Annotated in this window: 14 protein-coding genes; 9 read left to right on the plus strand and 5 right to left on the minus strand. The window is 52.7% G+C overall.

Translation table 11 applies throughout. From position 1 onward, the window contains the following. Positions 1–75: 75 nt before the first annotated feature. Positions 76–1,578: a glycine betaine/L-proline transporter ProP gene (gene proP / locus K7R23_RS09135; protein ID WP_012907537.1), complete on the minus strand. Its 1,503-nt coding sequence runs from the start codon at positions 1,576–1,578 to the stop codon at positions 76–78. 702 nt (positions 1,579–2,280) lie between these two features. Here proP and kdgT point away from each other — a divergent pair. Continuing rightward, positions 2,281–3,279: a 2-keto-3-deoxygluconate transporter gene (kdgT, locus tag K7R23_RS09140; RefSeq protein ID WP_012907536.1), complete on the plus strand. Its 999-nt coding sequence runs from the start codon at positions 2,281–2,283 to the stop codon at positions 3,277–3,279. A 210-nt stretch (positions 3,280–3,489) separates the two neighbouring features. Then, complete coding sequence (locus K7R23_RS09145) at positions 3,490–3,825, plus strand: zinc ribbon domain-containing protein YjdM (RefSeq protein ID WP_024132924.1); 336 nt, start codon at positions 3,490–3,492, stop codon at positions 3,823–3,825. A 34-nt stretch (positions 3,826–3,859) separates the two neighbouring features. On the opposite strand, the gene K7R23_RS09150 is transcribed toward K7R23_RS09145, so the two are convergent. The 4 genes from K7R23_RS09150 to rpiB form a co-directional block, all read right to left on the minus strand. After that, positions 3,860–4,753 (minus strand): hypothetical protein, encoded by an 894-nt coding sequence (locus K7R23_RS09150; RefSeq protein ID WP_012907534.1) that lies wholly within the window; start codon positions 4,751–4,753, stop codon positions 3,860–3,862. Positions 4,754–4,811: 58 nt separating this feature from the next. Then, positions 4,812–5,690, minus strand: coding sequence for a hypothetical protein (locus K7R23_RS09155; protein ID WP_012907533.1), 879 nt, complete (start codon positions 5,688–5,690; stop codon positions 4,812–4,814). Between the two features lie 148 nt (positions 5,691–5,838). Beyond that, the gene (gene yjdP / locus K7R23_RS09160) at positions 5,839–6,168 is read right to left on the minus strand and encodes a DDRRRQL repeat protein YjdP (RefSeq protein ID WP_012907532.1); all 330 of its coding nucleotides are present in this window, start codon (positions 6,166–6,168) and stop codon (positions 5,839–5,841) included. A 74-nt stretch (positions 6,169–6,242) separates the two neighbouring features. Next, on the minus strand, positions 6,243–6,686 hold the full coding sequence (gene rpiB / locus K7R23_RS09165) for a bifunctional allose-6-phosphate isomerase/ribose-5-phosphate isomerase RpiB (RefSeq protein WP_012907531.1): 444 nt from the start codon (positions 6,684–6,686) through the stop codon (positions 6,243–6,245). A 347-nt stretch (positions 6,687–7,033) separates the two neighbouring features. Here rpiB and K7R23_RS09170 point away from each other — a divergent pair, with 347 nt between their 5' ends. The 7 genes from K7R23_RS09170 (at position 7,034) to fdhF (ending at position 15,447) form a co-directional block, all read left to right on the plus strand. Further along, entirely contained in the window at positions 7,034–7,924 is an 891-nt protein-coding gene (locus K7R23_RS09170) for a MurR/RpiR family transcriptional regulator (protein WP_012907530.1), read from the plus strand. 58 nt (positions 7,925–7,982) lie between these two features. Then, positions 7,983–8,918 (plus strand): D-allose transporter substrate-binding protein, encoded by a 936-nt coding sequence (gene alsB, locus K7R23_RS09175; protein WP_012907529.1) that lies wholly within the window; start codon positions 7,983–7,985, stop codon positions 8,916–8,918. Positions 8,919–9,016: 98 nt separating this feature from the next. After that, positions 9,017–10,549: a D-allose ABC transporter ATP-binding protein AlsA gene (gene alsA / locus K7R23_RS09180; protein ID WP_012907528.1), complete on the plus strand. Its 1,533-nt coding sequence runs from the start codon at positions 9,017–9,019 to the stop codon at positions 10,547–10,549. After that, positions 10,528–11,508 carry a D-allose ABC transporter permease gene (alsC, locus tag K7R23_RS09185; RefSeq protein WP_012907527.1) on the plus strand — a complete coding sequence of 327 codons (981 nt, stop codon included), beginning with the start codon at positions 10,528–10,530 and terminating at the stop codon, positions 11,506–11,508. Before alsA ends, alsC begins: the two co-directional genes overlap by 22 nt. 10 nt (positions 11,509–11,518) lie before the next feature. After that, the gene (gene alsE, locus K7R23_RS09190) at positions 11,519–12,214 is read left to right on the plus strand and encodes a D-allulose 6-phosphate 3-epimerase (RefSeq protein WP_012907526.1); all 696 of its coding nucleotides are present in this window, start codon (positions 11,519–11,521) and stop codon (positions 12,212–12,214) included. Further along, positions 12,198–13,103 carry an allose kinase gene (gene alsK / locus K7R23_RS09195; RefSeq protein ID WP_012907525.1) on the plus strand — a complete coding sequence of 302 codons (906 nt, stop codon included), beginning with the start codon at positions 12,198–12,200 and terminating at the stop codon, positions 13,101–13,103. Before alsE ends, alsK begins: the two co-directional genes overlap by 17 nt. Before the next feature lie 196 nt (positions 13,104–13,299). After that, positions 13,300–15,447, plus strand: coding sequence for a formate dehydrogenase subunit alpha (gene fdhF / locus K7R23_RS09200; protein ID WP_081442325.1), 2,148 nt, complete (start codon positions 13,300–13,302; stop codon positions 15,445–15,447). The last annotated feature ends 4 nt before the right edge of the window (positions 15,448–15,451 follow it).

The raw sequence follows: 15,451 nt of genomic DNA on the forward strand, positions 1-15,451 counted from the left end.
GGTAAATCTGTAGGCCTGATAAGCGCAGCGCCATCAGGCAATACCTGCCGGATGGCGGCTTACGCTTTATCCGGCCTACTCATCAATGCGCGGATGCTGCTGAACCAGACGCGAACGCTTCTCCTGGAGGTCGGCAATTTCCTGATCGATATTGTCGATCTTCTGCTCGATGTTATCGTAGTGCTCGCCAAGAATTTCTTTGGCTTCCTGAATATCGGAAGCGGCAGGCGTCGCCCCTTTCAGCGGACGGTTCGCCGTCTCTTTCATGGTCATACCGGTAATAAGACCAATCACCGCAATCACCATCAGGTAATAGGCGGGCATCATCAGATCCCGCGAGCTTTCCACCAGCCAGGCGGCCAGCGTCGGCGTCAGACCGGCGATCAGCACCGAGATATTAAATGCCGCCGCCAGCGCGCTGTAACGAATGTGCGTCGGGAACATCGCCGGCAGCGTGGAGGCCATAACCCCGGTGAAGCAGTTCAGGATCACCGCCAGCATCAGCAGACCGGCGAAAATCAGGCCGATAACGTTGCTGTTAATCAGGATAAAGGCCGGGATCGCCAGCACAAACAGCGCGATACTGCCTAAAATCACAAACGGTCGACGGCCAAAGCGGTCGCTCAGCAGCCCCATCACCGGCTGGACAAACAGCATCCCGATCATAATGGCGATAATAATCAGCACGCCGTGATCTTCCGAGTAGTGCAGGTTATGCGACAGATAACTCGGCATATAGGTCAACAGCATGTAGTAGGTGACGTTGGTGGCGATCACCAGGCCGATACAGGCCAGCAGGCTGCGCCAGTGCTTCGTCGCAATCTCTTTAAAGGAGACTTTCGGCCCGTCCTGTAGCCCTTCGCGGTCGCCCTGTTCCAGTTTTTCGACATGCTGCTGGAACGCCGGAGTCTCTTCCAGCGCATGGCGCAGGTAAAGCCCGATAATCCCTAACGGCAGGGCGATAAAGAACGGAATACGCCAGCCCCAGTCAAGGAAGTTCTGTTCGCCGACGACCGTGGAGATCAGCACCACCACGCCCGCGCCCAGCACAAACCCGGCAATCGAGCCAAAGTCCAGCCAGCTGCCCATAAAGCCGCGCTTACGGTCAGGCGAATACTCGGCGACAAAGATCGACGCGCCGGTGTACTCGCCGCCCACCGAAAAGCCCTGCGCTATCTTACACAGCAGCAGCAGGATCGGCGCCCAGATGCCTATCGAGGCATAGGAGGGGATCAGACCGATACAAAACGTACTGATCGACATAATGACAATGGTGATAGCCAGAATCTTCTGACGACCATATTTGTCGCCGAGCATACCGAAGAACAAACCACCGAGCGGGCGAATCAGAAAGGGAACGGAGAAGGTGGCAAGTGCGGCAATCATCTGCACGCTGGGGTCTGCCCCCGGGAAGAAGACTTTACCTAATGCGTAGGCAACGAAGCCGTAGACGCCAAAATCGAACCACTCCATCGCGTTACCCAGCGAAGCGGCGGTAATGGCTTTGCGCAGTTTACCATCGTCAATAATGGTGACGTCGCGAAGCGTAATCGGTTTTACTTTTTTCCTTTTCAGCATAGCTGTCCTCATAGACTAAGCCCTGTCTCGCTGCATACCGCGTTCATTGGCGCAACCTGCGCGAACGTCACCGTCGAGCGCTGGAATCGCGCGGGCGCAATTCCTTTAACAAGCGTAGCAGGTTTACTTACACAGACCGGTTAAGGGTCGTACAACCGAACCTGTTGACGCCTGAATTGGGCGGTTAATAACCTCTTTACCCTACCAGTGTTTAAATTTGTGATCAACTTCACATATATGTGCGCATTCCGTCAAACAACGTAAATAAGGTGATTCTCAGACCCTTTTTCTCAGTAACAGGTTCACATTTTTTACTCTCTCTGCTCTGGGTAAATCCTTATTCCCTGCTGAAAAATCACCGCGGTCACTATTCCCCTGCTATGTAAATTTTCCGCGCTTTTTTACAACTTCTTTACGCTTATTTTGAATAAGCAAAGTTCGTGCGAATGTTTAGATTAATTATGTGACAAAGATAACTAAAACACTGTTTCGTTTTGATTGAATCAATATTCCAATGAATGCAAGATAAGAGACGAGGTAACACCACCGGGGCGCGAAAGCCGCTGACAGCTGGCGCAATCGTTACGTACCACGAAAAGAAAACGCAGCTTCCCCTGCCTGTCTTTTCAATATAACAAACTGAATTTCAATACCTTTTGCCGCCTTGTTCGCGCATTCTGCGAACGAGAAGTGAGGATGTTTATGAAAATTAAAGCCACTATTGAACGCATCCCTGGTGGGATGATGTTGATTCCATTGCTGCTTGGCGCAATTTTAAATACCCTGGCGCCGGAAACGGGCGCGTATTTTGGTTCGTTTACGAAAGGCATGATTAGCGGCACGGTGCCGATTCTCGCCGTCTGGTTCTTTTGTATCGGTGCGTCGATAGATTTACGCGCCACCGGTACGGTATTACGTAAATCCGGTACGCTGGTGATTACCAAAATTGCCGTGGCGTGGGTAGTGGCCATGATCGCCGCCTCGTTTATTCCGGATACCGGCATTCAGACCGGTTTCTTTGCCGGCCTGTCGGTGCTGGCGATTGTCTCCGCGATGGATATGACCAACGGCGGCCTGTACGCCAGCCTGATGAACCAGTACGGCACCAAAGAGGAGTCCGGCGCGTTCGTTCTGATGTCGCTGGAGTCCGGTCCGCTGATGACAATGGTGATCCTCGGTACCGCTGGCCTTGCCTCTTTCGAGCCGCATCACTTCATCGGCGCGGTATTGCCGTTCCTGATTGGCTTTACGCTGGGCAACCTCGACCACGATCTGCGCGCATTCTTCAGCAAGGCGACGCCGGTGCTGATCCCGTTCTTCGGCTTCGCGCTGGGTAACACTATTAACCTGAGCGTTATCGTCGATACCGGCCTGCTGGGTATTCTGCTGGGTGTGGCGGTAATTATTATCACCGGTATTCCGCTGATTATCGCCGACCGCGTGATCGGCGGCGGTAACGGTACGGCGGGGGTGGCGGCCTCTTCTGCGGCGGGCGCTGCGGTGGCTAACCCGGTGATTATCGCGCAGATCAACCCGGCGTTTGAACCGGTCGCGGCCTCCGCAACGGCGCTGGTGGCCGCCAGCGTGATTGTCACCGCCATTCTGGTGCCGATTATTACCGCGCTGTACGCCAGACGCTTCGGCAATGTTCCGGCGCCGATCGGTGCGGAGGAGAAAACCGCGCAATCTTTGAATCACTAACCTTCACTTTCAGCCCCCTCCTCTCCGTGGGAGGGGGCGATTAACGACCACGCACGTTTTCCCTCTTTCGTCTCGTCTGATTTCGTCATCCAATTTTTAAACGCCAGTAGACCCGACAACATTGGGGATTTTGTGTATAATTGCCGCCTTTTTCGGCAATCTGCCATATTTTTTGGGCTTTTGGCCCTGCTGACGTTTGAGGAACACACCATGTCATTACCTGTCTGCCCACAATGCAATTCTGAATACACCTACGAAGATAACGGCATGTACATCTGTCCGGAGTGCGCGCACGAATGGAACGATGCGGATCCAGCGCAGGAGAGCGACGAACTGATTGTGAAAGATGCCAACGGCAACCTGCTGGCCGATGGCGACAGCGTGACCGTTGTTAAAGACCTGAAGGTGAAAGGCAGCTCTTCCATGCTCAAGATCGGCACCAAAGTGAAAAATATCCGTCTGGTGGAAGGCGACCACAACATCGATTGCAAAATCGACGGCTTTGGCCCGATGAAGCTGAAATCCGAGTTTGTGAAAAAGAACTGATTTCTTGCGCCTGCCGTCATGTTGCCGGGGGCGATCAGTTGTGGTTCGCATATCGCAGCGTCAGGCGCACACCCCATGCGTCTGACAGCAAAACGGCAAACGCATAGAGCTTTTCAGGGCTGATGTTTGTGCCGGAAAAATCAAGCTCCACCGCACTGCCCGCTGAGCAAAAAAGCAGCGTGTGCCAGTCAGAGCCGCGACAGGTATTTTCTACTACGGCAATGCTGTTCAGCCAACCGGCTGGAAACTCCACGCAGGCATGTTTATAGCGCAGACCATAATGTTTCCCCGTTACTTTCCTGAAGGCATATATTCCCCAGTCAAATATCTGGTCGGTATTGACATCACCGGATATGACAGGCGTAACGTAGCCGCCGCCAGGAAGAACAGCAAGGCTTCGTTCAATAAAAGCAAAGCGCCAGGCGTCACAATCGTGGTCGTTCGCTGAAGGATAATTCACGATATCAGGGAGACGATACGCGACAATGCCATTTCTGCGCGTACCGGCGGGCGAAAAGAAACTATAAGGGCTGTCCAGTTGCCGAAGAGTGAAACCCGGCTGCTTTTGCCACGCCCGCCGCTCCTTTTCTGCAGGTATCAACGTCTCAGCAGTGGCCTCCTGCTCACTTTGCTCCGGCGCCCAGAACGTTAAGCACAGCATGACCGCGAAAATAATGAAAATACCGGGCACCCAGCCGTATTGCTGCCAGCCAGTGTGAATTAACGCCACCGAACAGCCCAACAGCAGGCAAAAAATGATGCGGGCGGGTATGCCTGATTTAATCACCTGGAATCCCCGCGCCGCGGTAATAAGGGCAACCAGCGTTCCCGATACCACGGGCGAAAAGTCATGCAACCCATATCCGCTGAGTATCACGACAGCAACGTAAAGTATCAACGTTCTCTTTTCACTATTATTGATGGCCATCTCTGTTCTCACCGTTTAAGAGAAATACAGCACATTCACCGCCAGAAAGACGGGCTATTTAGCGGATTAAACGTTGATAATGACAGGCATGATCCATCTGTTCTTCCCTGCCCTTATACAGTAACGCCAGCCATGCTCTTCTTTCCATTAAACCTGACGCGGTAAAATCGAAAACCGGCATACCGCGTAAAATCGTTACCGCCATTCCATCAAGACGCTTGTCTTTTTCCCGGGGACCTGACTTGTTGAATACCCTGTCTTCAAACTTCGCGAATTGTTTTTCACAAAAGGGAGAAAGTTTATAAATACGCGTACTGTCCCGATAGGCTTCTCTGGTGATATCAGGATCCTGTTCCCAGGTTTTCCTGGCAAAATGACAATACTCGTTTAACGTTGCACGGGTCTGGTTAGATCTCATTTTAACCATGAGAACGTCGATAAAAGACAACATCTCAGGAAGCAGACGTTCCACCTCCGCCAGCTTTGTGGAAATACGCTGCCTGTAAACCTCTCTGTAGGCGAGGCAGGCATCAGGCAAGGAAAGCGCGTAGAGTACGCTTTCTTTCGCCTCGTCTTCACTTTCATATTGCGTCGCGCTTTGCAGAGATTGCTCTATTCCATCGTAGACTTCATCCAGGCCGCCATCGCAGTCATACTCATCAAACTCTTTCCTGACGAAATAATCCTGAAAGATGTCGACCCGTTTCTCAAATGAAAGTGAAGCTAACTCTTCAACATTTTTACCCAGGTCGGAAAAACCTGTTTTATAACTGGCATAAACATGGCTAAGGGTATTGCAGGTCAGAGAAAGAGAATTTTTATTAGCAAACACAGATGAACTGTAGCCGCCGCACAAAATAATCAATATCGCGAGGAGAGTTTTTCGCTTAACAACATTACGCAGCAACGCATACCCGCGTTGCGGAAAATTATCCATAACAATGCCACCTCATCCCTACAGGTAGCAAAGATAATTGCATAGCGTACCAGCGCTGTAAACAGAGGAGACTCTGTCAGATTCTTAATTAAAAAGCCATGGCGGTCCGCGCCTGAGTATGAGCAGGAAGCGGCTACGATGGATACTGTCAGCGCGCGTAATCCTCTTCCATTCTGCGCTCTTCGTCGTCAAGCTGACGGCGCTCGCGGTCAAGCTGGCGCTGGCGTTCGTCCAGTTGACGACGCCGGTCCTCAAACTGACGGCGACGGTCATCATACTGTCGGCGGCGATCGTCGCTCACTTCGCTGCGCCAGCCGTCGTCACGCTCATCGTCATAATCGCGACCGTTATCCTGCTGATAAGCATCGTTAATCGCCTGCTGAATGTTGCCGATGGCGTCATCAATAATATCGGCCTGCGCTGGAATCGCGGTCAGCGACAGGAAGCCGAATAAAAAGAGCGTCGGATAGCGTTTCATAGCGTCAGCCTCACAGATGGACTGGCTCTACGTTAATAAATGGTTAATGGCAGCTGTAGCGGAGGAATCTCAATTCATCTCCGCTCAGCCGCAGCTATCGCCTCCACCCGTTGTTGATGGCGCCCCCCTTCGAATTCCGCATTCAGCCAGGCGTCAACGATCATTTTCGCCAGTTCCAGCCCAACCACCCGGGAACCAAAAGCGAGTACGTTGGTATCATTATGCTGACGGGAAAGCTGCGCCGAATAGGGCTCGCTACAGACGACAGCGCGGATCCCCGCAAATTTATTCGCCGTAATCGAAATGCCCACTCCCGTACCGCAAATCAGAATCCCGCCGTCGGCCTCTCCTTTGACGACCGCCTGCGCAACCTTACTGGCATATAAGGGGTAATCGGTGCGTTCACCGGACCAGGCGCCTTTATCAATCACCTCTATACCGCGCTGCATAAGGTGGTCCAGGATATCCTCTTTAAGAATGTATCCAACATGGTCACAGCCAAAAGCTATTTTTTTCATATCCACCCGCCTCACTTCACAAGTTAAATTTTTTTGTGATTTAAACAACCATCAAGGCCAATAAAACGCCAATTCCGGCGCTTTTGGTCTGTTCTACATACCTGAATCAGACAAAGCAATAGCTTAAAATTGCCGCCTGGCTGAAGTAAAAGATGCCCGCCTTTTCCGAAACAAACTTAACATACTGTTTTATTTTGGATTATTTAAAAAAGGCTCTTCCTGCATCGCTAAAGTTTCACGAAACCAAAAACTTTATAAAATTACTGATTTTGTGAAGTTACCGACATCTTTTCTGCTTCCGCTGTGGTGATATAGTGGCGTCTACATTTTAAGGACAAGAGAACGTAATGAGTCAGTCAGAGTTTGATTCAGAACTGCCCAACGGGATCGGTCTTGCGCCATACCTGCGTATGAAGCAGGAGGGGATGACCGGGAATGAAAGCCGGATCGTGGAGTGGTTGCTAAAGCCCGGTAATCTCAGCAATGCCCCGGCAATTAAAGATGTCGCAGAGGCGTTAGCAGTATCTGAGGCCATGATTGTTAAGGTATCGAAGCTGCTGGGATTTAGCGGCTTTCGCAACCTGCGCAGCGCGCTGGAAGACTATTTTTCCCAGTCGGAGCAGGTTCTCCCGGCAGAACTCTCCTTTGATGAAGCGCCGCAGGATGTGGTGAATAAAGTATTTAACATCACCTTGCGCACCATTATCGAAGGCCAGTCGATCGTCAACGTGGATGAGATTCACCGGGCGGCACGCTTCTTCGCGCAGGCCAGGCAGCGCGATCTCTACGGCGCGGGGGGTTCTAACGCGATCTGCGCAGACATGCAGCATAAATTTTTGCGCATTGGCGTACGCTGCCAGACCTACCCGGACGCCCATATTATGATGATGTCAGCATCATTACTTAAAGAAGGCGATGTGGTTCTGGTGGTCACCCATTCCGGACGTACCAGTGATGTTAAAGCCGCGGTTGAACTGGCGAAAAAGAATGGCGCAAAAATTATTTGCATCACCCATAGCTATCATTCACCGATTGCAAAATTAGCTGATTTTATTATTTGCTCGCCCGCGCCGGATACGCCGTTATTAGGCAGAAACGCTTCGGCGCGGATATTACAACTGACCCTGCTGGACGCATTTTTTGTTTCTGTCGCCCAGCTTAATATTGAACAGGCAACCGTGAATATGCAAAAAACCGGCGCGATTGTTGATTTCTTTTCTCCCGGCGCGCTGAAATAAATTGTTAATCCCGCATCTGCGGGATTAATCCTCTGAAAACTACACTGAGAATATTATCATGAATAAATATCTGAAATTTTTCAGCGGCGCAGCTATTGGCCTGATATTATCCGGCAGCGCTTTTGCCGCCGCCGATTACGCTGTGGTATTAAAAACGTTATCCAATCCATTCTGGGTGGATATGAAAAAAGGAATAGAAGACGAAGCAAAAAAATCCGGTGTCAGCGTTGATATTTTTGCCTCGCCTTCAGAAGGCGATTTCCAGTCGCAGCTACAGCTCTTTGAAGATCTCAGCAATAAAAATTACAAAGGCATCGCCTTTGCGCCGCTCTCCTCCGTTAACCTGGTAATGCCCGTCGCCAGAGCCTGGAAAAAAGGGATCTATCTGGTCAATCTTGATGAAAAAATCGATATGGATAACCTGAAAAAAGCGGGCGGGAACGTTGAAGGATTTGTCACCACTGACAACGTGGCGGTAGGCGCAAAAGGAGCAGCGTTTATTATCGAAAAATTGGGCGCGGAAGGCGGCGAAGTGGCGATTATTGAAGGTAAGGCGGGAAACGCGTCCGGCGAAGCGCGGCGTAATGGCGCCACCGAATCCTTTAAAAAAGCAAGCCAAATCAAATTAGTGGCAAGCCAGCCCGCAGACTGGGACCGTATTAAAGCCCTTGATGTCGCGACCAACGTGCTGCAACGCAACCCGAATATTAAAGCGATATATTGCGCCAACGACACCATGGCGATGGGCGTTGCCCAGGCGGTGGCAAACGCCGGGAAAACCAGCAAAGTACTGGTCGTCGGCACGGACGGTATTCCGGAGGCGCGTAAAATGGTTGAAGCAGGGCAAATGACCGCAACCATCGCCCAGAATCCGGCAGATATCGGCGCGACCGGCCTTAAACTGATGGTCGCTGCTGCAAAAACCGGCAAAGTCATCCCACTGGATAAAACGCCGGAATTCAGGCTGGTGGATTCCATTCTGGTCACGAAGTAAGTCTGTCATTATGCCGGAGGGCCTACCGCCTGGATGTAGGCCTGGTAAGCGCAGCGCCATCAGGCATTAACACGAAGTCTGGTGCAGAGAGGTTAATTATGGTCACGCCATATATTTCAATGGCGGGGATCGGCAAATCCTTTGGCCCGGTTCACGCATTAAAAGCGGTTGATTTAACGATTTACCCTCACGAAATACATGCCTTATTAGGGGAGAATGGCGCCGGTAAATCAACGTTGATGAAAATCTTGTCGGGGATATATGAACCGACCAAAGGCACCATTACTCTTAATAATATCAGTTATGACAAGCTGGATCATAAATTAGCAGCCCAGCTCGGCATCGGTATTATTTACCAGGAGCTCAGCGTTATTGATGAATTAACGGTGCTGGAGAATTTATATATTGGTCGCCATCTGACAAAAAAAGTCTGCGGCGTCAACGTTATCGACTGGAAAGAGATGCGTATACGGGCGGCGATGATGCTATTGCGCGTCGGTTTAAAGGTCGATTTAGATGAAAAAGTGGCGAATTTATCAATTAGTCACAAGCAGATGCTGGAAATCGCCAAAACCCTGATGCTCGACGCCAAAGTGCTGATCATGGATGAACCCACCTCTTCACTGACCAATAAAGAGGTGGACTATTTATTCCTGATTATGAATCAGCTGCGCAAAGAGGGTGCCGCCATTGTCTATATCTCGCACAAACTGGCGGAGATTCGCCGCATTTGCGACCGCTATACGGTCATGAAAGACGGCAGCAGCGTATGCAGCGGGATGGTAAGTGATGTGTCAAACGACGATATCGTCCGGCTGATGGTGGGCCGCGAGCTACAAAACCGCTTTAACACCATGAAGGAGAGCACCGGTAACATCGATCGCGATACGGTGTTTGAGGTGAAAAACGTCACCAGCCGCGACAGGAAAAAGGTTCGCGATATCTCCTTTAGCGTCAGCCGTGGAGAAATCTTAGGGTTTGCCGGGCTGGTCGGCTCCGGGCGCACCGAACTGATGGATTGTCTGTTTGGGGTGGATAAACGCGCCGGTGGCGAAATTCTCCTGAACGGCAAAGATATCTCTCCCCGCTCGCCTCTGGATGCGGTGAAAAAAGGCATGGCTTACATCACCGAAAGCCGCCGGGATAACGGATTTTTCCCCAATTTTTCGATCGCGCAGAATATGGCCATCAGCCGCAGCCTGAAAACAGGCGGCTACAAAGGCGCGATGGGTCTACTGGATGAAAGCGAAGAGTTGCGTACCGCCGAAGCGCAGCGCGAACTCCTGGCGTTAAAGTGCCACTCGGTTAACCAGAACATCACGGAGCTTTCCGGCGGCAATCAGCAAAAAGTCCTTATCTCTAAATGGCTGTGCTGTCATCCGGAAGTAATCATTTTCGATGAACCCACCAGGGGAATCGACATTGGCGCCAAAGCCGAAATTTATAAAGTGATGCGCCAACTGGCGGACGAAGGAAAAGTCATCCTGATGGTTTCATCTGAACTTCCTGAAATTATCGCCGTCTGCGACCGCATCGCCGTGTTCTGCGAAGGACGACTGACGCAAATCCTGACAAACCGTGATGACATGAGCGAAGAGGAGATTATGGTATGGGCATTACCACAAGAGTAAAAGGCGAATTGCGCGAGAAAAAGCCGTTCAACTTCCCGCTGTTCTGGGATAAATATGGCACCTTTTTTATCCTCGGTATTATCGTCGCGATCTTCGGCTCACTGTCACCCGAATATTTTCTGACCACCAACAATATCACGCAGATTTTTGTGCAAAGCTCCGTGACGGTGCTGATCGGTATGGGGGAGTTCTTCGCCATTCTGGTGGCGGGCATTGACCTCTCCGTCGGGGCTATTCTGGCGCTTTCCGGGATGGTAACCGCTAAACTGATGCTGGCGGGCGTCGATCCTTTTTTTGCCGCAATTATTGGCGGCGTGCTGGTTGGCGGCGTGCTGGGAGCGATTAACGGTTGCCTGGTCAACTGGACCGGTTTGCATCCTTTTATTATCACTCTCGGCACTAACGCTATTTTTCGCGGTATCACGCTGGTGATTTCTGACGCCAACTCGGTATATGGCTTTTCGTTCGATTTCGTCAATTTCTTTGCCGCCAGCGTAATCGGCATTCCTGTTCCCGTGATCTTCTCGCTGCTTATTGCGCTCATCCTCTGGTTCCTGACGACCCGCCTCAGACTCGGGCGCAATATCTACGCGCTTGGCGGTAATAAAAATTCGGCGTTCTACTCCGGGATTGACGTCAAATTTCACATCCTGGTGGTGTTTATTATCTCCGGCATTTGCGCAGGACTGGCAGGCGTCGTCTCCACCGCGAGGCTGGGCGCGGCGGAACCGCTGGCCGGAATGGGCTTTGAAACCTATGCCATCGCCAGCGCCATCATTGGCGGCACCAGCTTCTTCGGCGGTAAGGGACGCATCTTCTCGGTGGTCATTGGCGGCCTGATCATCGGCACCATTAACAACGGCCTGAATATTCTGCAGGTTCAAACCTATTACCAGCTGGTGGTAATGGGTGGACTAATTATCGCGGCTGTCGCCCTCGACCGTCTTATCAGTAAGTAAGGAATTCATAATGAAAATTTCTCCCTCTCTCATGTGTATGGACCTGCTGAAGTTTAAAGAACAGATTGAATTTATCGACAGCCATGCAGACTATTTTCACATCGATATTATGGATGGCCATTTCGTGCCGAACCTGACGCTATCGCCCTTTTTCGTCAGCCAGGTTAAGAAACTGGCAAGCATTCCGCTGGACTGCCACCTGATGGTCACCCGTCCCCAGGACTACATTAGCCAGCTTGCTCAGGCCGGAGCCGATTTCATCACCCTGCACCCTGAAACCATCAACGGCCAGGCCTTCCGCCTGATTGATGAAATTCGCCGCCACGGCATGAAGGTCGGTCTGATCCTCAACCCAGAAACGCCGGTTGAGACGATGAAGTATTACATTCACAAAGCCGATAAAATTACGGTGATGACCGTCGATCCCGGCTTCGCAGGCCAACCGTTTATTCCGGAGATGTTAGATAAAATTGCCGAACTAAAACGCTGGCGCGAGCGGGAAGGATGGCAATATGAGATCGAGGTGGATGGCTCCTGTAACCAGCTAACCTACCAGCAACTGATGGCGGCCGGAGCGGATGTCTTTATCGTCGGCACCTCCGGGTTGTTTAACCATGCCGCGGACATTGATAAGGCATGGAATATCATGACCGCGCAAATTCTGGCGGCGAAAAACGAGGCGCTTCCCCATGCAAAAACAGCGTAACGTGGTGGCTGGCGTGGATATGGGAGCAACCCATATCCGTTTTTGTCTGCAAACACATACCGGTGAGGTCCTGCACTGCGCAAAACAGCGCACCGCAGAGGTCATCGCTCCCGGTGTGGTTGCGGGTATCGCCGCCCTGCTCGGCGAACAGCTCGCGCGATTTCAGGCGCGATGCTCCGGCCTGATCATCGGCTTTCCGGCGCTGGTTGGCAAAGATAAACGCACCATCATCTCGACGCCTAATCTGCCTTTGCAGCCAGAAGAGTTCGCAGGACTTGCCGGTAAACTGGAAGATGCGCTGCGCTGCCCGGTAGAGTTTTCCCGCGACGTCAATCTACAGCTTTCCTGGGACGTAACGGAACACCATCTCACGCAACAGCAGGTTCTGGCCGCCTATCTGGGCACCGGTATGGGGTTCGCTGTGTGGATGAACGGCGCCCCCTGGACCGGCGCGCACGGTGTGGCAGGGGAACTGGGCCATATTCCCCTCGGCGATATGACGCATCGGTGCGCCTGCGGCAATCCCGGGTGTCTGGAAACAATCTGCTCCGGACTCGCCTTAAAACGCTGGTATGAACAACAGCCGCGCGAATATGCACTGGGCGATTTATTCCGCCACGCCGGACGGGAGCCGTTTATCGAAACGCTGCTCGAAAACGCCGCCCGCGCCATCGCCACCGCAATCAACCTTTTTGATCCAGACGCGGTCATTCTCGGCGGCGGAGTAATTGATATGCCTGATTTCCCACGCGAAAAATTGATTACTCGCACCCAAACATATCTGCGCCGTCCGTTGCCGTTTCAGGCTGTGCGCTTTTTTGCCGCCTCCTCCTCCGACTTTAACGGCGCGCAAGGCGCCGCCACGCTGGCGCGAAGTCGTTTTGGCTGATGCTCCGCAACGTCGGTTATCGTCGCTTATTGCCTTTTCGTCACGTCAAAACTGTCGACAGCCTGTTTTTCGTCAGGGTTTTGACCAAATTTTGCCCGTAATATCAGGGAAAGCCCCCAATTAAAATGTGGCATAAAAGATGCATACTCAGGGCGAGAAGCGTGTATGCGCGATTTGATTAACTGGAGCGAGACCGATGAAAAAAGTCGTCACGGTTTGCCCGTATTGCGCATCAGGTTGCAAAATCAACCTGGTGGTCGATAACGGCAAAATCGTCCGGGCTGAGGCGGCGCAGGGGAAAACCAACCAGGGTACCCTGTGTCTGAAGGGCTATTATGGCTGGGATTTTATTAACGATACCCAGATCCTGACCCCGCGCCTGAAAACCCCCATGATTCGTCGCCAGCGCGGCGGCAAACTGGAATCTGTTTCCTGGGATGAAGCGCTGAATTATGTCGCCGAGCGCCTGAGCGCCATTAAAGCGAAATACGGCCCTGACGCCATCCAGACGACCGGCTCGTCGCGTGGCACCGGGAATGAAACCAACTACATCATGCAAAAATTCGCGCGCGCCGTTATTGGTACCAATAACGTTGACTGCTGCGCTCGCGTCTGACACGGCCCATCGGTTGCAGGTCTGCACCAGTCGGTCGGTAACGGCGCAATGAGTAATGCGATTAACGAAATTGATAACACCGATCTCGTGTTTATCTTCGGGTACAACCCGGCGGATTCCCACCCAATCGTGGCGAATCACGTGATTAACGCGAAGCGTAACGGAGCGAAAATTATTGTCTGCGATCCGCGCAAAATTGAAACCGCGCGCATTGCCGATATGCACATCGCATTGAGAAACGGCTCGAACATCGCGCTGTTGAATGCAATGGGGCATGTCATTATTGAAGAAAATCTGTACGACCAGGCGTTCGTCGCTTCGCGTACGGAAGGCTTTGAAGAGTACCGCAAGATTGTCGAAGGCTACACGCCGGAGTCCGTTGAGGATATTACCGGCGTCAGCGCGCAGGACATTCGTCAGGCGGCGCGGATGTACGCTGGCGCGAAAAGCGCGTCGATCCTGTGGGGCATGGGCGTCACCCAGTTCTACCAGGGCGTGGAAACCGTGCGTTCGCTGACCAGCCTCGCGATGCTGACCGGAAACCTCGGCAAGCCGAGCGTCGGCGTCAACCCGGTGCGTGGGCAGAACAACGTACAGGGCGCGTGCGACATGGGCGCGCTGCCGGATACCTATCCGGGCTACCAGTACGTCAAGTTCCCGGAAAACCGCGAGAAATTCGCCAAAGCCTGGGGCGTGGAAAGCCTGCCGGCCCATACCGGCTACCGCATCAGCGAGCTGCCGCACCGTGCGGCGCATGGCGAAGTGCGCGCGGCGTACATCATGGGCGAAGATCCGCTACAGACCGATGCCGAGCTGTCTGCGGTGCGTAAAGCGTTTGAGGATCTGGAGCTGGTCATCGTGCAGGACATCTTTATGACCAAAACCGCGTCGGCGGCGGATGTGATTTTACCGTCAACGTCGTGGGGCGAGCATGAAGGGGTCTTTACCGCCGCTGACCGTGGCTTCCAGCGCTTCTTCAAAGCGGTTGAGCCGAAGTGGGATCTGAAAACGGACTGGCAAATCATCAGCGAGATCGCCACCCGGATGGGCTACCCGATGCACTACAACAACACCCAGGAGATCTGGGACGAGTTGCGTCATCTGTGCCCGGATTTCTACGGCGCCACTTACGAGAAGATGGGCGAACTGGGTTATATCCAGTGGCCGTGCCGCGATACCTCAGACGCCGATCAGGGCACCTCTTATCTCTTTAAAGAGAAATTTGATACCCCGAACGGCCTCGCGCAGTTCTTCACCTGCGACTGGGTCGCGCCGATCGACAAGCTGACCGAAGAGTACCCGCTGGTGCTGTCGACGGTGCGCGAAGTCGGCCACTACTCCTGCCGCTCGATGACCGGTAACTGCGCGGCGCTGGCGGCGCTGGCGGACGAGCCGGGCTATGCGCAGATCAACACCGCCGACGCCGCGCGTCTGGGGATTGAAGACGAAGCGCTGGTCTGGGTTCACTCGCGCAAAGGCAAGATCATTACCCGCGCGCAGGTCAGCGATCGCCCGAACAAAGGGGCGATTTACATGACCTACCAGTGGTGGATTGGCGCCTGTAACGAGCTGGTAACCGAGAACCTGAGCCCGATTACCAAAACGCCGGAGTATAAGTATTGCGCCGTGCGCGTCGAGCCGATCGCCGATCAGCGAGCCGCCGAGCAGTATGTGATTGACGAGTATAACAAGTTGAAAACCCGTCTGCGCGAAAGCGCAATGGGGTGATGCT

This window comes from Citrobacter rodentium NBRC 105723 = DSM 16636, assembly GCF_021278985.1.
In the GTDB taxonomy this organism is placed as follows: Bacteria; Pseudomonadota; Gammaproteobacteria; order Enterobacterales; family Enterobacteriaceae; genus Citrobacter_A; species Citrobacter_A rodentium.